Origin of the sequence: Acrocarpospora sp. B8E8 (assembly GCF_039871605.1) — a bacterium.
Classification (GTDB): Bacteria; Actinomycetota; Actinomycetes; order Streptosporangiales; family Streptosporangiaceae; genus Acrocarpospora; species Acrocarpospora macrocephala.
The window spans coordinates 1-19,968 of record NZ_JBDPLV010000124.1; the positions used below are offsets into that span (position 1 = coordinate 1).

20 protein-coding genes and 1 rRNA gene are annotated in these 19,968 nt (G+C 70.4%); 15 read left to right on the forward strand and 6 right to left on the reverse strand.

Translation table 11 applies throughout. From position 1 onward, the window contains the following. Window positions 1-2 precede the first annotated feature (2 nt). Window positions 3-119 (forward strand): 5S ribosomal RNA (gene rrf / locus ABGB08_RS52225). A 59-nt stretch (window positions 120-178) separates the two neighbouring features. Here the strand turns inward: rrf and ABGB08_RS52230 are convergent. After that, window positions 179-844, reverse strand: coding sequence for a helix-turn-helix domain-containing protein (locus tag ABGB08_RS52230; RefSeq protein WP_347607269.1), 666 nt, complete (start codon window positions 842-844; stop codon window positions 179-181). A gap of 145 nt (window positions 845-989) precedes the next feature. Here ABGB08_RS52230 and ABGB08_RS52235 point away from each other — a divergent pair, with 145 nt between their 5' ends. Further along, window positions 990-1,997, forward strand: coding sequence for a class I SAM-dependent methyltransferase (locus ABGB08_RS52235; protein WP_347607272.1), 1,008 nt, complete (start codon window positions 990-992; stop codon window positions 1,995-1,997). A 28-nt stretch (window positions 1,998-2,025) separates the two neighbouring features. Here the strand turns inward: ABGB08_RS52235 and ABGB08_RS52240 are convergent, their stop codons facing one another. Beyond that, entirely contained in the window at window positions 2,026-3,609 is a 1,584-nt protein-coding gene (locus tag ABGB08_RS52240; RefSeq protein ID WP_347607275.1) for a hypothetical protein, read from the reverse strand. Between the two features lie 57 nt (window positions 3,610-3,666). Here ABGB08_RS52240 and ABGB08_RS52245 point away from each other — a divergent pair, with 57 nt between their 5' ends. Continuing rightward, entirely contained in the window at window positions 3,667-5,022 is a 1,356-nt protein-coding gene (locus ABGB08_RS52245) for a hypothetical protein (RefSeq protein ID WP_347607278.1), read from the forward strand. A 172-nt stretch (window positions 5,023-5,194) separates the two neighbouring features. Here the strand turns inward: ABGB08_RS52245 and ABGB08_RS52250 are convergent, their stop codons facing one another. Beyond that, a complete protein-coding gene (locus ABGB08_RS52250) occupies window positions 5,195-6,127 on the reverse strand; it encodes an MBL fold metallo-hydrolase (RefSeq protein ID WP_347607281.1) in 933 nt (310 codons plus the stop codon). A gap of 26 nt (window positions 6,128-6,153) precedes the next feature. After that, window positions 6,154-7,380: a DUF1015 domain-containing protein gene (locus ABGB08_RS52255; protein ID WP_347607284.1), complete on the reverse strand. Its 1,227-nt coding sequence runs from the start codon at window positions 7,378-7,380 to the stop codon at window positions 6,154-6,156. 86 nt (window positions 7,381-7,466) lie between these two features. Between ABGB08_RS52255 and ABGB08_RS52260 the strand changes: the two genes are divergently transcribed. Both ABGB08_RS52260 and ABGB08_RS52265 read left to right on the forward strand, forming a co-directional pair. Beyond that, window positions 7,467-7,886 (forward strand): tetratricopeptide repeat protein, encoded by a 420-nt coding sequence (locus ABGB08_RS52260; protein WP_155360823.1) that lies wholly within the window; start codon window positions 7,467-7,469, stop codon window positions 7,884-7,886. Next, the gene (locus ABGB08_RS52265) at window positions 7,883-8,875 is read left to right on the forward strand and encodes an HAD-IIA family hydrolase (RefSeq protein WP_347607287.1); all 993 of its coding nucleotides are present in this window, start codon (window positions 7,883-7,885) and stop codon (window positions 8,873-8,875) included. Before ABGB08_RS52260 ends, ABGB08_RS52265 begins: the two co-directional genes overlap by 4 nt. A gap of 5 nt (window positions 8,876-8,880) precedes the next feature. Here ABGB08_RS52265 and ABGB08_RS52270 read toward each other — a convergent pair whose 3' ends face one another. Next, window positions 8,881-9,228, reverse strand: a complete 348-nt coding sequence (locus ABGB08_RS52270; RefSeq protein ID WP_155351903.1) for an SCP2 sterol-binding domain-containing protein — start codon at window positions 9,226-9,228, stop codon at window positions 8,881-8,883. 388 nt (window positions 9,229-9,616) lie between these two features. Then, on the reverse strand, window positions 9,617-10,429 hold the full coding sequence (locus ABGB08_RS52275; RefSeq protein ID WP_347607290.1) for a hypothetical protein: 813 nt from the start codon (window positions 10,427-10,429) through the stop codon (window positions 9,617-9,619). 10 nt (window positions 10,430-10,439) lie between these two features. Here ABGB08_RS52275 and ABGB08_RS52280 point away from each other — a divergent pair, with 10 nt between their 5' ends. The 10 genes from ABGB08_RS52280 to ABGB08_RS52325 all read left to right on the forward strand — a co-directional run. After that, window positions 10,440-10,640, forward strand: a complete 201-nt coding sequence (locus ABGB08_RS52280; protein ID WP_347607293.1) for a hypothetical protein — start codon at window positions 10,440-10,442, stop codon at window positions 10,638-10,640. Beyond that, window positions 10,637-10,876 carry a hypothetical protein gene (locus tag ABGB08_RS52285; RefSeq protein WP_347607296.1) on the forward strand — a complete coding sequence of 80 codons (240 nt, stop codon included), beginning with the start codon at window positions 10,637-10,639 and terminating at the stop codon, window positions 10,874-10,876. The genes ABGB08_RS52280 and ABGB08_RS52285 overlap by 4 nt, the downstream gene beginning before the upstream one ends. A gap of 52 nt (window positions 10,877-10,928) precedes the next feature. After that, complete coding sequence (locus ABGB08_RS52290; RefSeq protein WP_347607299.1) at window positions 10,929-11,741, forward strand: TlyA family RNA methyltransferase; 813 nt, start codon at window positions 10,929-10,931, stop codon at window positions 11,739-11,741. 43 nt (window positions 11,742-11,784) lie between these two features. Then, complete coding sequence (locus tag ABGB08_RS52295) at window positions 11,785-12,693, forward strand: NAD kinase (RefSeq protein WP_347607302.1); 909 nt, start codon at window positions 11,785-11,787, stop codon at window positions 12,691-12,693. Window positions 12,694-12,772: 79 nt separating this feature from the next. Continuing rightward, window positions 12,773-14,491: a DNA repair protein RecN gene (gene recN, locus ABGB08_RS52300; protein ID WP_347607305.1), complete on the forward strand. Its 1,719-nt coding sequence runs from the start codon at window positions 12,773-12,775 to the stop codon at window positions 14,489-14,491. Window positions 14,492-14,580: 89 nt separating this feature from the next. Beyond that, window positions 14,581-15,777, forward strand: a complete 1,197-nt coding sequence (gene steA / locus ABGB08_RS52305) for a putative cytokinetic ring protein SteA (protein ID WP_347607308.1) — start codon at window positions 14,581-14,583, stop codon at window positions 15,775-15,777. After that, complete coding sequence (locus ABGB08_RS52310) at window positions 15,774-16,742, forward strand: copper transporter (protein WP_347607311.1); 969 nt, start codon at window positions 15,774-15,776, stop codon at window positions 16,740-16,742. Before steA ends, ABGB08_RS52310 begins: the two co-directional genes overlap by 4 nt. A gap of 41 nt (window positions 16,743-16,783) precedes the next feature. Next, the gene (locus ABGB08_RS52315; protein WP_347607314.1) at window positions 16,784-17,812 is read left to right on the forward strand and encodes a hypothetical protein; all 1,029 of its coding nucleotides are present in this window, start codon (window positions 16,784-16,786) and stop codon (window positions 17,810-17,812) included. Window positions 17,813-17,816: 4 nt separating this feature from the next. Beyond that, a complete protein-coding gene (locus ABGB08_RS52320) occupies window positions 17,817-19,424 on the forward strand; it encodes a lipid II flippase MurJ (RefSeq protein ID WP_347607317.1) in 1,608 nt (535 codons plus the stop codon). Continuing rightward, window positions 19,421-19,968 (forward strand): glycosyltransferase family 4 protein (locus tag ABGB08_RS52325; RefSeq protein ID WP_347607320.1); only part of this gene is annotated, 548 nt, incomplete at its 3' end. The genes ABGB08_RS52320 and ABGB08_RS52325, both read left to right, overlap by 4 nt.

Sequence of the window (19,968 nt, forward strand, 5' to 3'; positions counted from 1 at the left end):
GTTTCGGTGGTTTTAGCGGTGGGGAAACACCCGGTTACATTCCGAACCCGGAAGTTAAGCCCTCCAGCGCCGATGGTACTGCACCGGGGACGGTGTGGGAGAGTAGGACGCCGCCGGACAATCTTTATCGAAGGGCCCCAGCCGAATGGTTGGGGCCCTTCGTATTTTCTGGGCCAGGTCAGATCGGCCGAGGTGTGGCCGCGTATTTGCTCAACTGCAGCCACCGGCCAAGGTCCCGGCAGGCACTCGCCAGTCCCCGAATACGCAGCACCCCCGAACGCTGCGACTGCTCCCACCCGACATCCCCCCGCCAGATCCGCGACATCTCCAGCAACGACGTCTCCACGGTGACGGCCACGTCGTACCCAGGATCGAAATCGCAGATCTCGGCGCCATCCCGCGTCATGACCAGCCACCATCGCCGGACAGCCGGAATCACCTCGGGAAACACCACATGCACTACGGTGCGCCCCGCCGGCAACGCGGTGAGATCGACGCTGCGGTGCATGTCCCACAGCAGCAAATGCGGATCGAGATCGGGATCACCCAGCTCGGGAACCCACCGCGTCCCCCAGGCCCCGAGCGCGTCCACGACCGGCCCCAATTCTTTCCCGGCCGGAGTGAGCACATACCGCTTGTCCTCGGTCCGTTCGGCGACCCCGGCCTGGACCAGTTCCCGTAGCCGCCGGCTGAGCAACGTCGGCGACATCTTCGGCACACCCCGCCGGATCTCATTGAAATGCTGGCTCCCCGCCATGAGTTCCCGCACGACCAGCAGCATCCAGCGCTGATCGAGCAACTCGGCGGCCTTCGCGACCGGGCAGAACTGGCCGTATCCCGTCATAGGTTGAACGTAGGGCCCGCCGCGCCCGCATGCCAGTACACAATGTGTACCGCCGCTGCTCCACTTCCCGCACTATCGACCACCGCCCCCGCGCCCTGAGGGTGGAAGCAACAACGACGTGGAAGAACGCAAGGAGCACGACATCATGACCACACTTCGCGACCAGGCCGCCGTTCTCATGCCGCACCTGGCCGGTTACACCGCGCACCGTACCATCGCCATCGGCATCCGCCAGGGCCTCATCCGAGCCCTGGCCGAGATCCCGAGCGGCCTCACCGCCGACAAGCTCGCCGCCGACCTGGAACTGGACCCGTTCTACGTCGCCACCTGGTGCCGGGCCGCCTACGGCGCCCAGGTCTGCGACCGGCAGGGCGAGACGTATTGGCTGGAACCGCACATGGCCACCCTCCTGCTCGACACCACCAGCCCCGCCTACGTCGGCGGCGTCTTCACCGTCCTCGAACAGGACGAGATGTTCGGCCGCTTCGAGCGTGTGCTCGCGTCCGGGGAACGCCTGTGGTGGGACGGCTGCGACCCCGGCTTCATCGCCGGAGTCGCGGGCACCGGAACCCCGTTCTACACCCGCCTGATCCCGGCCGGCCTGGACCAGATCCCCGGCCTCGCCGAGCGTCTCAGCGCTGGTTGCAGGATTCTGGAGACCGCCTGCGGCTCCGGTCGTGGCCTGCTCCGGCTCGCGGGGGCGTACCCCGCCTGTGAGCTGACCGGAGTGGACGGGGACGCCCACTCGATCGCCAACGCGGCCAAGCTGCTCGGCGCCGAGGGCGTGCGCGCCGAGCTGATCACCAGCCCGCTGGAGACGATGGCGCCGGGGGAGGGGTTCACCCTGGTCCTCAACAACATCTCCATGCACGAATGCCGTGACATCGACGAAGTCACCCGGCGGAGCATGGACGCTCTCGAATCCGGCGGATGGTTTGTGATCTCGGACTTCCCGTTCCCGGCCTCCGACGCGGGGCTGCGCGAGGTGCCCGGGCGGATCATGTCGGGGATCCAGTTCTTCGAGGCGCAGATCGGGGACCAGCTGCTGCCCCGGGAGGCGTACGACGAACTGCTGGCCAGGCACGGGTTCACCGAGCTGGGCTGGTTCCAGCTGACCCCGATGCACGCGGTCACCTACGGGCGCAAACCGTGACGGGGGCTCGCGCAGTCGCCATCACTTGCTAGGCTGGACGGGCCGGGCCACCCCACCAAGCTGGGTGGCCTTCGTCGCGTCGGAGCAGGGACGCGAGCCGAGATATGCCCGAACCGCGCAGCCGCCTCCGAAACGGGACGCCGAGCCGTACGCGGTGAGCGAGCGACAGAGGACAGAAGTGAACAGAGAAGACGGGCGTGACGGCGCGGGCCGTGGCGAAGAGAACAGCGACCGGGCCGGTAGCGGCCATCGAGAGCGGCGCGATGACGCCCCTGGGGCCCGTGGCGACCGGCCCTTCCGCGCGGACAGCCGAGGTGGCCCCCGCGAGTCCGGCAACCGATACAGCTCCGACGACCGGGGCGGACGCCCCTTCCGCCCCCGCGAGGGTGACTCCCGAGGTGACTCCCGCGGCGGTTTCGGCGGCCGGTATGGCTCCCGCGACGACCGCGGTGACCGCCCCCAGCGGCCCTACAACGATCGCGGCGATCGCCCGCAGCGTTCCTACGGCGACCGTGGTGACCGGCCTTACGCCGACCGCGGCGACCGGCCCCAGCGCCCCTACGGCGACCGCGACGCGAACCGCGGCGACCGCCCGCAGCGCTACGGCGACCGTGACGCCACCCGTGACCGGTACGGTTCCGACCGAGGCAACCGTCCGTTCCGCGAGAACGACGGACCCCGGCGATCCTTCAACGATCGCGGTGACCGTCCGCAGCGGCCTTACAACGATCGCGGTGACCGTCCGCAGCGGCCTTACAACGATCGCGGCGACCGGCCGCAGCGCTCCTCCGGCGACCGTCCGCAGCGTTCGTTCGACGATCGCGGCGACCGGCCCCAGCGGCCCTTCAACGATCGCGGCGACCGGCCCCAGCGGCCCTTCAACGACCGGGGCGATCGGCCTCAGCGTCCCTACGGCGACCGTCCGCAGCGGCCGTTCAACGACCGGGGTGACCGCCCGGCGCGGCCGTCCAATGACCGTGGCGACCGGCCGCAGCGGCCGTTCAATGATCGCGGGGATCGTCCGCAGCGGCCGTTCAACGACCGGGGAGATCGCCCGCAGCGGCCGTTCAACGACCGCGATGACCGGCCGAAGCGGTCCTTTGACGATCGTGGGGACCGTCCTCAGCGGCCGTTCAATGATCGTGGGGATCGGCCGCAGCGTTCCTACGGTGATCGTGATTCGCGTGGTGGCGGTGGTTTCGGCGGCCGTTATGGCTCGCGGGATGACCGGGGCGGGCGTCCCTTCAACGATCGTGGTGATCGCCCGCAGCGGTCGTTCGAGGATCGCGGAGATCGTCCCCAGCGGCCCTTCAATGACCGTGGCGACCGGCCGCAGCGTCCGTACAACGATCGGGGAGACCGTCCTCAGCGGCCGTTCAACGATCGCGGGGATCGGCCGCAGCGTTCCTACGGTGATCGTGATTCGCGTGGTGGCGGTGGTTTCGGCGGCCGTTATGGCTCGCGGGATGATCGCGGCGGGCGTTCCTTCAACGATCGTGGTGATCGCCCGCAGCGGTCGTTCGAGGATCGCGGGGATCGGCCGCAGCGCTCGTTCAACGACCGCGACGATCGGCCGCAGCGGCCGGTCGACGATCGTGACGATCGGCCGCAACGTTCGTTCGATGACAGGGGTGATCGCCCGCAGCGGTCGTCCGATGATCGTGCGGGTGTGCGGCCGTTCAGCAGGGACGCCGAGGGTAGCCGTGCGCGTTACGGCCGCGAGGAGGAAGCGCCGCAGCCGAAGGAGCGGGAGCAGCTGCCCGAGTTGGACGCGGACATCACGCCGGACGAGCTGGACAAGGAGGCGCGTGACGAGCTTCGCTCGCTTCCCGGTGATCTGGCCGACCTGGTCGCCAGCCATCTGGTCGCCACGGCCAGGGCCTTGGAGCAGGAAGACCCGGAGCGCGCGTACGAGCACGCCAAGGTGGCCCGCAGGTTCGCCGGACGGATCGGGATCGTCCGGGAGGCGACCGGGATCGCGGCTTACCACGCCGGTCAGTACGCGGAGGCCCTCGGCGACCTGCGGGCGGCCCGGCGGATGACCGGATCTGACGCGTATCTGCCGATCATGGCCGACAGCGAGCGTGGCCTTGGACGTCCGGAGCGGGCCCTCGACCTGGTCAAGTCCAAGGAGGCCGAGCGCCTGGACCGGGCCGGCCGGATCGAGCTCGCGATCGTCGAGTCCGGCGCCCGCCGCGATCTCGGCCAGCACGACGCGGCCGTGATCACCCTCCAGCGCATCCCCGAACTGCGCGACCCCCAGCCGAAGCCGTGGTCGGCGCGCCTGGCCTTCGCGTACGCGGACGCGCTGGCGCACGCGGGCCACGAAGCCGCCGCCACCGACTGGTTCGGCCGCGCGATGGCCTTCGACGAGGAGGGCGAAACCGACGCCGCGGAACGCTACGCGGAACTGACCGGCGCGGTCATCGAAGACGTCGAGGAGGATTACGAGGACGATCTCGACGAATCCCTCGACGACTTGCCGGTCGACCTCGGCGACCTTCTCGACTCACCGCCGGACACGAAGGACGCCGAGACCGACGGCACCAAGCCCGACAACGGGAAGACCGACGCGAAGACCGACAACGCGAAGACCGACGCAGCGGAAACTGACACGGCGAAAACTGACTCGGTGAAGACCGACGATGCGAAGGCTGACACGGCGAAGGCCGACCACTCACCGCAAAACGACGGTGCGGAGTCCGATGATTCTGGCGAAGAAGCTGAGATCGTCGCGGAAGCTGCGCCAAAGTCGGAAATTTCGGTAGCTGAGCCGGAAGAAGAGAACGCCGAGCCCGCCGTGGAACCCGCTGCTGAGGCGGCGGCCGAGCCTGTCGTTGACGAAACGGCCGTTACCTCCACGACGACCGAGTCCGCCAGCGATGAAACGCCTGCCGAGCCGACCTCAACCAGCCAGGACCAGGCGGCCAAGCCCGAAGATCCGGTTGTCCCGCTCGGCCCCGCGTTCATCGAGCCCGACTTCGGCGACGTCCTCGACGACCCGAAGCCGAAGCCCGAAGCCTGACCTAAACGCCGAAAGCCGACAGAGCCAGCTGACAGAACTGAATGCAGGCGGAGCCGAACGCAGACAGACCCGAATGCAGACGGAGCTGAATAGCAGACGGAGCCGAATGTAGACGGAGCCGAACGCTGGCAGAAACGGATCCTCGCCCGCCCGGGCGGGGATCCGTTTCGCGTCACCGTGGCACTTCCACCCGATCAAGCCAATGCAGAATCCCCGCCACATTCGACGGCGCTCCGCTGAGCAACTCGAAATGTTCGGCGGTCTCGTCCGCGCCACGCAACGCCGCGTACCGCTCCTTGGTCCTGTCCCGCACCATCGCCACCGCATGATCGAGATCAAGCCCCGCGGACCGCGCCCGCTTGGTCAGATCCACCCAGACCCGCAACTCCTCCGCGGACCTCTCCAGCACCGCCGCGACATCGTCAACCGGCCCATAGTGGCTGAACAACAACCGCTGCGGCCCAAGCGCCTCGAACAACTCAATCGACCCGAGCGCCGTCTCCAGATCGAAATCCGGCGGCGGCGTCGCAGGCCGGAGATCACCGGTCTCCGGCATGTACACCCCGGCCGCATCCCCCACATACAGATCCCCGGTGAGCGAATCGATCAGCCCGACATGATGCTTGGCATGCCCCGGCGAGTAGTGACTGGCCAGCGTGCGCCCGTTCCCGAGATCGATGACCCCCGTATCTCCCAGGGCCTTGATCCGCGCCGCCTCGGTAGGCGCGAGCGCCCCGAACAGCACATCCAGCTTGTCCCCCCACACCATCGCCGCACTGGCCATCAACCGCGACGGATCGACCAGATGTCGCGCCCCCTTCTCATGAACCACGATCTCCGCGGCCGGGAACATCCCCGCGATATCCCCAACCCCACCGGCGTGATCCAGGTGAATATGCGTCACCACCACCGTCGCCAGATCCCCGGCCCCCACCCCCAGCGAGGCCAGCGCGTCCCGCACCACCGGCGCCGACGTGGCGGTCCCCGTCTCCACCAGGCAGGGCCGATCCCCCAAGATCAAATACCCGGCCGTAATCCCGGAGAACCCCGCCATCCGAGTATCGATCTCATACACATCCCCGCCCAGCGGCGTCACATTCTCCACACGCCGAGCCTAACCAGCCCGGCGGCTCAGCCTGCCGCGAAGGTGCGGAGAATCAGTCCCGTGGCGGGCTTGGGCGCGAATGACGTCGACTTGCGCGGCACCCGCTCCCCGTTCGCGGCCACCGCGAACACCTCATCCGCCTTCAGCGGATTGAGCAGAACAGCCGTCCCCGAGCGCGCCCGGGCCAGCCGCACCGCCGCTTCCGTGTCATGATGCACGATCAGCACCGTCTGCTCGTCGTCCTCGATGCCCCACACCTTCGGCAACAGGAACTCGTTGAGAATCGAGGTCCCCAGCGACCGCCACCGCGCCGACCTGTCCCCCTGCATCGCGTGCTCGACCTGCATCCGATCCGGATCGGTGAGCAGATGCGCGTTGCCCTCCCCGGCCAGCACGAACGCCGGCCCCCGAGCCGACGCGAGCCCGGCCAGCGCGTCTTCGAGCGAGGTGAACTCCTGCACCTGCCAGGCGCCCTTGGCCCGCGCCGCCGCCTCCTCCAAGGGCAGACCGGGAATGACCCGATGAATCGCCTTCAGATCCGGCGGATACGCGGTGGAGTCCACCAGCAGCGCCAGCCCCGAGTCCCACGGCCCCGGCACCCCTCGTTCCTCGCGCAACGCCTGATAGGTGGCGAAACGGTGGTGCCCGTCCGCGATGAGCGCCTGCCGCCCCGCCAGATCCGCCGCCACCCCCGCGATCTCATCAGCGCCGGTCACCGCCCAGAGCCGGTGCCGTACGCCATCCCGCCCGTGCAGGTCCAGCACCGGCTCGCGCCCGGTCGCGACCTCGTCCACGAGCGTGGACGCGGGCCCGCCCCCCGCGTACAGCAGGAAGATGGGCTCCAGGTTGGCCCCGGTGCTGCGCATCAGCGCCAATCGGTCGGCCACCGGGCCCGGCATGACGTTCTCGTGCGGCAGCACGGAATCCGAGTCCACCCCCACGGCGCCGATGAGGCCGCGCTGGAAGACGCCGACGCCGCTCTGCTCGTACACGTAGAGGGCGGGTTCCGGGTCGGTGACCAGCACGCCGGAGGCCAGCCAGTCCTCCAGCAGCACGTGCGCGTCCGTGTAGTGGCCGGCGCCGGGAAGGATCAGCCGCACCACATTGTTGGGATGGACGTCCAACAGAGCCTGGGCATCGCCGGGGGAAATAAGATCGTAAGGCGGGGACGTGACGGCCGCGATGTCGTCGACGGCGTATCGAACGCCGTGGAACGGACGCAGCACTAGTCCCGCCCGTTCAGAACTCTCCATACCGGGCATGTTGCCATAAACGCCCGGACTCCCCACGGAAGCGGTGCCCGGTTCGTCAGGAAATCGGTTCGCAGGAGGCCTCACACATGATCCATGCACAGGACGGCGGCGCTGATTCCCCCGGCGGCCCAGCGGGGGACGTCTACGACTGGTACCAGCGAGGCGTCAAACTCCTGGAAGAGGGCAGTCCGGCCGCCGCCGCGTCGCTGCTGGAGCGCGCCGCGGACGCGGAACCCGGCTCGCGCAGCATCCGCGAGGCCCTGGCCCGCGCCCAGTTCAACTCCAAGCGGTACGCGGAGGCCGCCGACAGCTTCCGCTGGATCGTGAACGCGAACCCGGCGGAGGACTACGCCCACTATGGTCTTGGCATGGCATTGTGGCGCACCGGCGACATCGAGGGCGCGCAGGAACCGCTGGCGGTCGCCGCGGCGATGCGCCCCGACCTGCGGCATTACGTCTCCGCCCTGACCCAGATCCGCGCCACCCTGCACGCGAGGCAGGCGTGACCCTGATCGACCGGTATGACACGCTCCTGCTCGACCTCGACGGCGTCGTCTACCTGGGCAGGAACGCCGTCCCAGGCGCGCCGGAAGCCCTGCGGACCGCCCGGGACAAGTCGGTACGGCTGGCGTTCGTCACCAACAACGCCTCCCGCACCCCGGCCGCCATCGCCGAACACCTGACCCACCTGGGCGTGGCCGCCGCCCCCGAGGACGTCGTCACCTCCGCCCAGGCCGCCGCGCGCCTCATCGCCGAGCACGTGCCGCCCGGCTCCCCGGTCCTGGTCGTCGGCGGCACCGGCCTGCGCGGCGCCCTGCGCGACTTCGGCCTGCGGCCGGTCACCACCGCGCTGGACGCCCCCGCCGCCGTGGTCCAGGGCATCTGGGAGGGCATCTCGTACGGCCTGCTGGCCGAAGGCGTGCTGGCCGTCCGCCAGGGCGCCTGGTTCGTCGCCGCCAACGCCGACACCACCATGCCCACCGCGCGCGGCGAGCTCCCGGGCAACGGCTCGATGACCCGCGTCATCGCCACCGCCACCGGTGTGCGGCCCGTCGTCGCGGGCAAGCCGGAACCCCCGCTCCACCGCGAATCGATGATCCGCACCAACGCCGAGTCGCCCCTCATCGTCGGGGACCGGCTCGACACCGACATCGAGGGCGCCACCCGCGCGAATGTCGACAGCCTCCTTGTGCTCACCGGCGTGACCACGCCCCTCGACCTGCTCACCGCCGTCCCGGCCCACCGTCCCACCCACATGGCCGCGGACCTCTCCGGCCTGCACGCCCCCGCCGCCGAGATCCACCGCTCGGGCGGCGACTGGAGCTGCGAATCCTGGACCGCGTCCTGGCGGGGCGGGCGGCTGCACCTCACCGGCGCGGGCGAGCCCATCGACGCCCTGCGCGCCGCCTGCGCCGCGACCTGGGCGGCGGTCGGCGAAACCGCCGCGGACGAGGACGCCGTCAAATCCGTCCTGCACGCGCTGCCGCAGCGCTGAGGCCGCTACAGCAGCCGGCGCAGGCGCAGCAGGTCGCCGAGGCTGGCGTCGATTTTGACGCGGCCGCCGAGGAGGGCCCTGGCCATGTCGAGCTCGCCGTTGACGAGGGCGAGCAGGTCCTCGCTGCGGATGGTGAGCCTGATCTCGGGCTGCTGGCCGTCCGGCGGCGGGGCTTCCTTGAAGGGGTCAAGGCCGTTGGGGTGGATGCGGCCGTAGAAGGTGACGTCGAGGTCGGAGATGCGGCAGGAGAGCCTTCGCTCGACCACGTGACGGGCTCGATCCTCATCACTGATCTCGTCGAACTGCTCGACGAGTTTCTCCAGCGCAGCCCGGCATTCTTCGACGCTCGCCATGCGTCCACCCCTCTATATGCGGACCGGTCAAATGCCTCTACACATCGGACGGTAGCGTTCCACATGAGTACTACGCGAAATCTGGCACGTGGGGGCGTGTCAGGGATAAGGGGGTTCGCATGGTGTTCGAAGCACTCCGCGGGTACGTCCAGGTCGCCACCGGGCTGACCGACGTGACCAAAGCGAAAGCGCAGGCCGCGGTCAAGGAGATGATGTCCTCGCGGGACACCGGCCTCGGCCAGATGTCCGCCCAGGCCGGTCAGCTCGTCGAGGAACTCGTCGCGGTCGGCAAGGCCAACCGCGAGCAGCTCACCAAGATCATCCGCACCGAGGTGGACAAGGTCCTGCTCGTGCTCGATCTGGTACGGGCGGAAAAGGTGGACCGCCTTCAGGACCGGGTCGAGGAACTCGAATCCCGCCTGTCGGCGAAGTCCGCCGGAACGGCCACCCGCACCACGGCCCGCTCGGCGACCGCACGTTCGGCGACCGCGCGTTCGGCCTCGGCGAAACGAGGCCCGGCGAGCAAGAGCCCGTCCACCAAAGCCGCCACGAAGACCACCAAGGCCGCGAAGGCCACGACGAAGGCCACGAAGGCCACCGGCAAATCCGCTGCGAAATCCGCGGCGAAGCCGGCCGCGAAATCGGCGACCAAGCCGGCCGCGAAATCCAAGTCGGCCGCGAAATCCGCTCCGGCCAAGGCGAAGAGCATCTCCGCCTCCGGGACCGCCAAGCGCGTGTCCACGCGAGGCGCCTCGTCCACGCCCGCGAAGCCCAGGACCGCCACGTCCAGGTCTGCCGCGTCCAGGACCGGCACGTCTCGGACCGGCACGTCTCGGACCGCCACGTCCCGGACGAGCAGGACCACGAGGAGCACGCCGGGTTCCTCGCGGAAGGTGACGGCGGCCGGGGCGAGCCGGATCGGGGTGACCAGTGCCCGCGTGAAGCCCGCCGCCCGTCCGGCCGGGAGGAAGATGCCGGCGGCTTCCGATAGCGTCAGGGCCACCGGCGCCACGAAGCCGGCCACCACGCGAAGCCGTACCAGCACGAAGGCGAGTGGAATCGCTCGGAAGACGACGAAGGCGGCGGCCGCCAGCCGCGCGATCGCCAAGACGGCGGGCAGGATCGCGAGCAAGGCGGTGGCCAAGCCGCTGAGCCGGGCTACGGCCAAGTCGGCGAGCAGGGTCAGTTCGGCAGTCGTCAAGCCGGGCAGGATGACGGCGGCCAAGGCCGGTGTTAAGACAGTCGGCGGCAAGCTGGCCGCCGGAAAGGCGGCCGGAGCGAAGAAGGGCGTGGTCGCTGGGCGGCCCGCGACCAAGAAAGCGGTGGCCAAGAAGACGGTGGCCAAGAAAGCGGTAGTGAAGAAGGCCGCAGCCGGTGGGCGGCGGTCGGTGGGGAGTGGAGGGCGTTCATGACGGAAGCGGGCTGGGAGGGCGCGGAACCGGCGTTTCCGCATAACATCCAGGCGGAGGGGTCGCCTGAACCGGAAGCGGTCGCGGGGCGTACCTCGGGGGGTGACGGGTCGGTCGAGAGCGCGATGGCGCGGCTCGACGGGCTCGCCGAGCGTCCCGTAGGGGAGCATGTGGCCGTTTTCGAGGAGGTTCTCGGTGACCTGGAGCACACGCTCGCGTCGGTGGACGAGCGTACGTGATCGGAAGCGGTGACGGCCGCGCGCCGCTCGCACCGAGGGTGAGGGCGGCGCGGTGAGCCAGCGGAGGCGGTTGGACAGCGAGCTGGTGCGGCGCAAGCTGGCCCGCTCGCGGGAGCAGGCGGCGCAGCTCATCGAGGCCGGCCGGGTGAGCGTGGGCGGCCATGTCGCGGGGAAGGCGGCCACGCAGGTGGACACCGCGTCCGCCATCGTCGTGGCCGTGGCCGCCGAGGGGCCCGACTACGTGTCCCGGGGCGCCCACAAGCTGCTGGGCGCGCTGGCGGCCTTCGCCGACCTGCGCGTCGAGGGGCGGCGCTGCCTGGACGCGGGCGCCTCCACCGGCGGCTTCACCGACGTGCTGCTCCGGCACGGGGCGGCGCACGTGCTCGCGGTGGACGTCGGCTACGGCCAGCTCGCCTGGTCGCTGCGCACCGACGACCGGGTCACGGTGATGGAGCGGACGAACGTCCGCGACCTGACCCCGGACCTGGTCGGCGAGCCGCCCACGCTGATCGTGGGGGACCTGTCGTTCATCTCGCTCCGGCTGGTCCTGCCCGCCCTGACCGCCTGCCTGGCCGACGGCGGCGAGCTGGTCCTGCTGGTCAAACCCCAGTTCGAGGTCGGCAAGCACCGGGTCGGCGCGGGCGGCGTGGTCCGCGACCCGGCCCTGCGCGCCGACTCCGTCCGCGAGGTCGCCGCGACCGCGTCGGGGCTCGGCCTGATCGTGAAGGGCGTGACCGCCAGCCCGCTGCCGGGTCCGTCCGGCAACGTCGAATACCTGATCAGGCTCGGCAAGGGCCTGGAGCACGAACCCGTCGCCGACCTCACGGCCGCCATCGACCGCGCCATCGCGGAGGGACCCCATTGACCGTGCGCCCGGACATCCCCTCCGGGAGACCGGAGAGGTCCTTATGACTCCCAAGAGAACCGTTCTCATCACCACCCATACCGGGCGGCAGGCGGCGGTCGACAGCGCCCGGCTGGTCATCCACCGGCTGCTCGGGGCCGGGCTGCACGTCCGGGTGCCCGCCGACGAGGCCGAACTGGTCGCCGAGCCGGGCGCCGAGGTGGTGTCGGCGTCGGCGGCCGCGGCGGCCGACGCCGAGCTCATGATCGTGCTGGGCGGGGACGGCACCCTGCTGCGGGCCGCCGAGCTGGCGCGCGAGGGCGGGGTGCCGCTGCTGGGGGTCAATCTCGGGCATGTCGGGTTCCTGGCCGAGGCCGAGGTGGAGGACCTCAAGGAGGTCGTCGACCGGGTGGTGGAGAGCCACTACGAGGTCGAGGAGCGGATGACGATCGACGTCGTGGTCCGCGTCAACGGGACGGTGCTGGCCAGGACGTGGGCGCTCAACGAGGCGTCGGTGGAGAAACGCGACCGCATGCTGGAGGTGGTGGCCGAGATCGACGGGCGGCCGCTGTCCCGCTGGGGGTGCGACGGGGTGATCTGCGCCACCACGACCGGGTCCACGGCCTACGCGTTCTCGGCCGGAGGGCCGGTGGTGTGGCCCGAAGTCGAGGCGCTGCTGCTGGTGCCCAACAGCGCGCACGCCCTGTTCGCCCGGCCCATGGTGATCTCGCCCCGGGCCCGGGTGGCGGTGGAGATCCTGCCGGAGACCAGCGCGGGCGTGCTGTGGTGCGACGGGCGGCGCAGGTTCGACCTGCCGCCGGGCGCGCGGGTGGAGGTCACCAAGGGCGAGATCCCGGTCAGGCTGGCCCGGCTGCTCGGCGCGGAGACGACCGGCGCGCCGTTCACCGATCGGCTGGTCGCCAAGTTCGGATTGCCGGTGGAAGGCTGGCGCGGGCGCGTCAGGAACCCCTGATGGAGTCCGCGCGACTCGAAAATCTTGGCGAGTTACGCGTAGGATCTCATCCGACATCGCAGTTGAACGGGAGGGACCAGTGCGGCCAAGGGTCGAGGAGGTCCGGATCCAGGGGCTTGGCGTCATCGACGAGGCCGTCCTGGAGCTGTCACCGGGATTCACCGTTGTCACAGGTGAGACGGGCGCCGGCAAGACCATGGTGGTGACCGGCCTGGGGCTGCTGTTCGGCGGCCGGGCCGACCCGGCGCGGGTGCGCCCGGGCGCCGACAAGACCACCATCGAGGGCACGCTGCTGGTCGACCCCGCGGGCCGGGCGGCCCAGCAGGTGTTCGACATCGGCGGCGAGGTGGAGGACGGCGAGCTCATCATCTCGCGCACCGTCTCCGCCGAGGGGCGCTCCCGGGCCTGGCTGGGCGGGCGCACCGTCCCGGTCGGGACGCTCACGTATCTGGCCGAGGAGCTGGTGGCCGTGCACGGGCAGATGGACCAGCAGCGGCTGCTCCAGCCCGGCAAGCAGCGGGCGGCTCTGGACCGGTATGCGGGAGACGAGCTGGTCAAGCCACTCAGGGCGTACGAACAGTCGTATAAGCGGCACAAGCAGGTCGGCGAGCTGCTGGCCGAGCTGACCACCCGGGCGCGGGAGCGCGCTCAGGAGGCCGACGTGCTGCGGTTCGGGCTCGGCGAGATCGAGAAGGCCGACCCGAAGGCGGGGGAGGACGCGGAGCTCAAGGAGGAGGCCGAGCGGCTCTCGCACGCCGACGCGCTCAGGAACGCCGCCACCACCGCGCACACCGCGTTACTCGGCGACCCGATGTCCGGGCCCGAGGCTGCGCAGGACGCGGTCTCGCTGGTCGGCACGGCCCGGTCCGCGGTCGAGTCGGTGCGCGAGTTCGACCCGGTGCTCGGCGGGCTGGCCGACCGGCTGGCCGAGGCCGGATACCTGATCAACGACGTGGCCACCGAGCTGGCCGCCTACGCCGAGTCGGTGGAGGCAGATCCCGCCCGGCTGGCCGCCGTGCAGGAGCGCCGCTCGGTGCTGACCGGCCTGGTCAGGAAGTATGGCGCGGACGTGGCCGAGGTGCTCGACTGGGCCAGGAAGTCGGCGGCGCGCCTCACCGAGCTGGACGGCGACGACGACCGGATCGAGGAGCTGACCCGGGAGCACGACGAGCTCACCGAGCGGCTGACCGAGCAGGCCGGGGAGCTGACCCGGATCAGGATGGGCACCGCCGAGCGATTTGGCCAGGCTGTGACGGAGGAGCTGACCGCGCTCGCGATGCCCCACGCGCGCGTCAGCGTTGAAATCACGAAAAGTCCGGACTTCGGGCCGCATGGGGTGGACGAGGTGGAGTTGCGGATGGCCGCCCATCCGGCCGCCCCGCCGCTCCCGCTCAACAAGGGCGCCTCCGGCGGCGAGCTCAGCCGCGTCATGCTGGCCATCGAGGTCGTCTTCGCGGGCGCCGACCCGGTCCCGACGTTCGTCTTCGACGAGGTGGACGCGGGTGTCGGCGGCAAGGCGGCCGTCGAGATCGGCCGGCGCCTGGCCAAGCTCGCCAGGACCGCCCAGGTCATCGTCGTCACCCACCTTCCCCAGGTGGCCGCCTTCGCCGACCAGCACCTGGTGGTGGAGAAGGCGAGCGACGGCAGCGTCGTGCGCAGCGGCGTCGTCACCCTCGACCGTGAGGGCCGGGCCCGCGAGCTGTCCCGCATGCTCGCCGGTTTGGAGGACTCCGAGCTGGGCAGGGCGCACGCCGAAGAACTTCTCTCGTTAGCCGCCACCGCGAAGGCCGCCGTCTGACCGGAAACGTGGCTGCTGGGTTGTGACAAACCTGACACGTGCCGGGGTGTCGGGCCTTCATGGTCGTTCGCTCTGGCAGGATGGTCCCGATGAAGGTCCCGAGCGTGAAGGTTCCGGGCCTCCGCCGCAGGAAGGTCAATGACCTACCCGGGGTGACGGCAGTGGCGAGAATCGACCGGCGGACCAAGAGGCTGACCAAGCGCCTCAAGGCCGGGGAGATCGCGATTATCGATCACGTTGACGTCGACCGGGTGAGCGCGGAGGCGTTGGTGGCATGCGGTGCTTCGGCCGTGGTGAACGTGGCCAGCAGCATCAGCGGCCGCTACCCCAATCTCGGGCCGCAGATCCTGGTCGAGGCGGGCGTGACGCTCGTCGACAACGCCAGCCCCGAGCTGTTCGAGCGGGTGCGCGACGGGGATCTCGTCCGGGTTCACGAGGGTGTGGTCTATCTCGACGAGGAACCGGCGGGGAAGGGCGAGATCGAGACGGCCGAGTCCGTCGGGGCCGCCATGACCGAGGCCCGCGCCGGGCTCTCGCTCCAGATCGAGGCGTTCACCGTGAACACGATGGAGTATGTCCGGCGCGAGCGGGACCTGCTCATCGACGGCGTCGGGGTGCCCGAGATCCAGACGGTCATGGACGGGCGGCATGTGCTCATCGTGGTCCGGGGGTACCACTACAAGGAGGATCTGGCGGCGCTCCGGCCGTACATCCGGGAGTATCGGCCGATCATGGTCGGCGTGGACGGCGGCGCGGACGCGCTGCTGGAGGCGGGCTACAAGCCGGATGTGATCGTCGGCGACTTCGACTCGGTGTCGGATGGCGCGCTGACGTGCGGGGCCGAGCTGGTCGTGCACGCCTACCGGGACGGGCGGGCGCCCGGGCTCGAGCGGGTGCACAAGCTGGGGCACGACGCGGTGCTGTTCCCCGCCGCCGCGACCAGCGAGGACATCGCGATGTTGCTGGCCGATGCGACGGGCGCCGCGCTCATCGTCGCCGTCGGCACCCACGCCACCCTCATCGAGTTCCTCGACAAGGGGCGGGCCGGGATGGCCAGCACGTTTCTCACCCGGCTCCGGCTGGGCAGCAAGCTCATCGACGCAAAAGGCGTCAGCAGGCTCTATCGCAGCCGCATCTCCACGGCGTCCCTGCTGCTTCTCGTCGCCAGCACGCTGGTCACCATCGGGGTGGTGCTGTTCAAGGCGCCGGTCGGGAAGATCTGGCTGGACGGGCTCCAGGACACGTGGAACGGCTTCATCTTCTGGGTGGTCGGACTCTTCTCGTGATTGACTTTCGCTATCACCTCGTCTCCATCGTCGCGATCTTCCTGGCGCTGACGGTGGGCATCGTGCTCGGCAGCACGGTCCTGCAGGAACCGATCATCAACTCGGCGCAGGCGACCGCGGAGAGCATCAAGAAGGTGAACCAGGACCAGCGTGACCAGATCTCGGCCCTCCAGGCGCGCGAGGAGGGCAACAGCGCGTTCGTCGCGAACGCGGCCGCCGAGCTGGTCAAAGGGGATCTGACCGCCGAGCACGTGGTGGTCGTGGAGGCGCCGGGCGCGCCCAGCGGGCTGCGTGACCAGGTGCGGGAGATGATCGAGCTGGCCGGGGGGACCTATACCGGGCGGGTGGCGCTGACCGAGAAGTTCATCGCGCCGGAGCAGGCCGGGGTGGTGGAAGGGCTCGCCGCGCAGCTCTCGCCGATCGGGACGGTGTTCCCGGAGGGGGCCACGCCGTACGACAAGGCGGGGCAGGTGCTGGCGAGCGCGCTCGTGACGACCGCGTCGATGCAGGCGGGGACGGTGAACACGGCCGCGTCCTCGGTGCTGGACGTGTTCCAGGAGGGCGGGTTCATCTCGATGTCCGACGATCCGGCCAAGCGGGCCACGCTGGCCGTCGTGGTCGCGCCGTCCACGCCGTACGAGGGGGACACGGCGGAGGCGCAGAACGGCGCGGTCGTGTCGGTGGCCGGGGCGCTGGACAACGCCGCGGCCGGCACCGTGCTCGCCGGGACGGCCACCGCGTCCGGGACCGGTGGGGTCATCGCGGCGCTGCTCGACTCGGGGGACGAGGCGTCGCAGGTGTCCACGGTCGACACCCTCGATATGCCTTCAGGGCGGGTCGTCCTGGTCTACGCTCTGCGGGAGCAACACGCTGGCCGGGCCGGGGCGTACGGCATCGGCAGCGGGGCGACGGCCTTCGAGCCGACCCCCAGCGCCAGCCCAAGCCCGCCGGCGTCGGGCGGCTGACTTCTAGCGTTAGGACACGTGCTGTGGGCAATCGTTCATGGTTGGCCGCCATATCCGGCGCCGCGATCGGTGCGGTCGCGGCGCGTGCCGCGTATTCGGCCTTCCGGCGGCGTCCTCCGGTTGGCGAGGAGAAGACGTGGACGCGTACCAACCACCGTGGTGAGCCGATCACGCTCCTGGAGGGTCCTGCTTATGTGGCGGCGACCGGTGCGGCGGCGGCTGTCACGCCCGGTCTGCCCTTGCGCGTGCGGGCCGCTGCCCTGCTGGCGGGGGTTGGTAGCGGGTTCCTGGGTGGTTATGACGATATTTACGGCACGACGGCGTCGAAGGGCTTCAAGGGGCATCTGGCGGCTCTGGCTCGCCGGGAGGTCACCAGCGGAGCCGTGAAGATCGTCGGAATCGGGGCGGTGGGCCTGGCATCCGCGGCCTTGGCCGGGCGGCAGAGCACGACCTCCTCAGACATAATTGCCGCAGCCGGGCGGCAAGGCACGATCCCTTCCAGCGGGATTGCCACCGCCTTGGCCGAGCAGGGCACCAACCCCTCCGGCGCAAGTGCCGAAATTTCGGATTTTGGTGCGACATTTGGGGATCCTGCGCGTGGGCTGTCGGCTGCTGCCGGGTCGCGGGTGGCGGATTTGTTCATCGATGGGGCGATAATCGCGGGGAGCGCCAATCTGGCGAATCTCTTCGATCTGCGGCCGGGGCGGGCGATCAAGGTGGGTTTGCTCGCCGGGGCTCCGCTGCTCGCCGCCTCCCTGTACGGCTCCCGCCCGGCGACGGCCGGACTGGCCGCGATCCCGCTGGGAGCGGCGGTGGCGTTGCTGCCGGAGGACCTGGCGGAGCGGGCGATGCTCGGGGACGCCGGGGCCAACTCGATGGGAGCGTTGCTTGGCCTGGCCGCGTCGGCCCGGCTCAGCCGGAAGGCCAGGCTCGGCGTGCTCGGGGTCGTCGTCGGGCTGACGGCGGCTTCGGAGAAGGTGAGTTTCACGAAGGTCATCGCGAACAACCCGGTCCTGCATCGCATCGACATGATCGGCCGGCGGCCGGTGCCGCCCCCTGCTCACCGATGACCGCATGATCAAACGGCTCGGGCAGGGGGTCGCCGGGGCCGCGCTGCTCATCGGGGTCATCACGATCCTGGGGCGGGTCACCGGGTTCGGCAAGCAGCTCGTCTTCGCCCGGACGGTGGGGACGGCGTGCCTGTCCACCGCGTACTACACGGCCAACCAGATCCCCAACCTGGTCTTCGAGATCGTCGTCGGCGGCGCGCTGGCCGGAATGGTCGTCCCGGTGCTGGCCGGGCGGGCCTCCCGCGACGAGGTGAGCGCGATCTCCTCGGCCCTGCTCACCTGGGTGCTGCTCCTGCTGATCCCGCTGAGCCTGCTCACCGCCCTGCTGGCCGGTCCGGTCGTGAGCTTCTTCGTCGGCGACCTGACCGACTGCGACAACCCCGCTGCCGTGATCGCGACCGGGACCCGCATGCTCGTGGTCTTCGCCCCGCAAATCGTCCTGTACGGCATCGCGGTGGTGCTCTACGGCGTACTCCAGGCGCACCGCCGTTTCGCGAGCCCGGCCCTGGCCCCCCTGGTGTCCAGCGTGGTGGTCATCGTGGCCTATCTGGCTTTCGTCCCACTCAGCGAGGGAAAGACCCTGCCCGGCGAGATTCCGGAAGCGGCCGAACTGGCGCTGTCCGTCGGAACCACGCTGGGGGTCGTCGCGCTGGTCGTCACCGTTCTCGGCCCCACCGCCAGGTTGCGGCTGCGCTGGCGGCCCACCCTCCGATTCCCGGCCGGGGTGGGCGCGCAGGTCAGAACCCTCGCGCTGGCCGGGCTCAGCGCGCTCGTCGCCCAGCAGGTCGCGATGGCGGTCGTGGTGAAACTCGCCAACCAGGCCGGATCCGGGCAGATCGCCGCGTACAACTACGCCTGGGCGATCTACCTCGTCCCCTACGCGGTGCTCGCCGTCCCGATCGCGACCAGCGCGTTCCCCGTCCTGTCCGCCAGGGCCGAAAACGGCGACCGCGCCGGATTCGCCGCCCTCGCCGCCCAGACCACTCGTGTCATCCTGCTCATCTCGGGCCTGGCCGCGGGCGCTCTCGCCGCCACCGCCGCCCCGATCGCCGCCGTCTTCCTCCTGCAGGCCGATTCGGACGTCTCCGTCCCCGAGTTCGCCCGCGCCATCGCCCTGTTCGCCCCCGGCCTGCTCGGCTACGGCCTCATGGCCCACCTCAGCCGCGTCCTGTACGCCGAGGGCCACGGCCGCCCCGCCGCCCGCGCCATGGTGACCGGCTGGCTCATCGTCATAGCCGCCCAGACCGCCTTCTCCCTCACCTTCCCCCAGCCGTGGAAACTCGGCGGCCTCGCCCTCGGCCAAGCCGTCGGCATGACCGCCGGCGGCCTCCTCCTCCTGCTCTCGGTACGCCGGGCCCACGGCTCCCACGCCCTCACCGGCGTCCCCCGGGCGGGCCTGGCCGCCCTCCTCGGCGGCATCACCGCCTACCTCGCCGGATCCGCCGTGGTCCACCTGTTCGGCCCCCAGACCCTCTGGCCGAGCGTCCTGGAAACCGCGGTCGCCGGACTCGTTTCCCTGACCGTGGGAACCCTCGCCGCCGCCGCCATCGACCGAGGCGACCTCCTGACCCTCCTCGACCGAACCCTTAGACGAAAGGCCACCCGCGCATGAGGATCGTCCTGGTCCTGGGCACCAGCTCCGGCGGCGTCGGCAGGCACGTACGAACCCTCGCCCACGGCCTCACCACCGCGGGCCACGACGTCCTGGTGGCCGGTCCCCCCACCACCCAATCCACCTTCAACTTCAGCCAAACCGGCGCGACCTTCGCCCCCCTCCCCATCTCCGACCGCCCCCACCCTCTCAACGACTTCCGCACCACCCACACCCTCCGCAAGCTGCTCGGCGACGCCGACATCGTCCACGCCCACGGCCTCCGGGCAGGCGCACTGGCCGCCCTCGCCCTCCCCAGCCGAAAAGTTTCCGCGTCCACGGACATCGAGGGGGAGGGTGCCGCGTCCACGGACATCGGGGGTGGGGGTCGCGTGTCCACGAATGTCGAAGGGGCGGGTGATATGTCCGACGGCATGAAGGAGGAGGGTGGCACGTCCACGGACATCGGGGGTGGAGGTCGAGGGACTGCGGACGCGGAGGGTGGGATTGGGGTCGCCGCGGGGCAGCCCGGAAAGCCGGAGGGGGGAGAGCTCTCCTTTGGTGG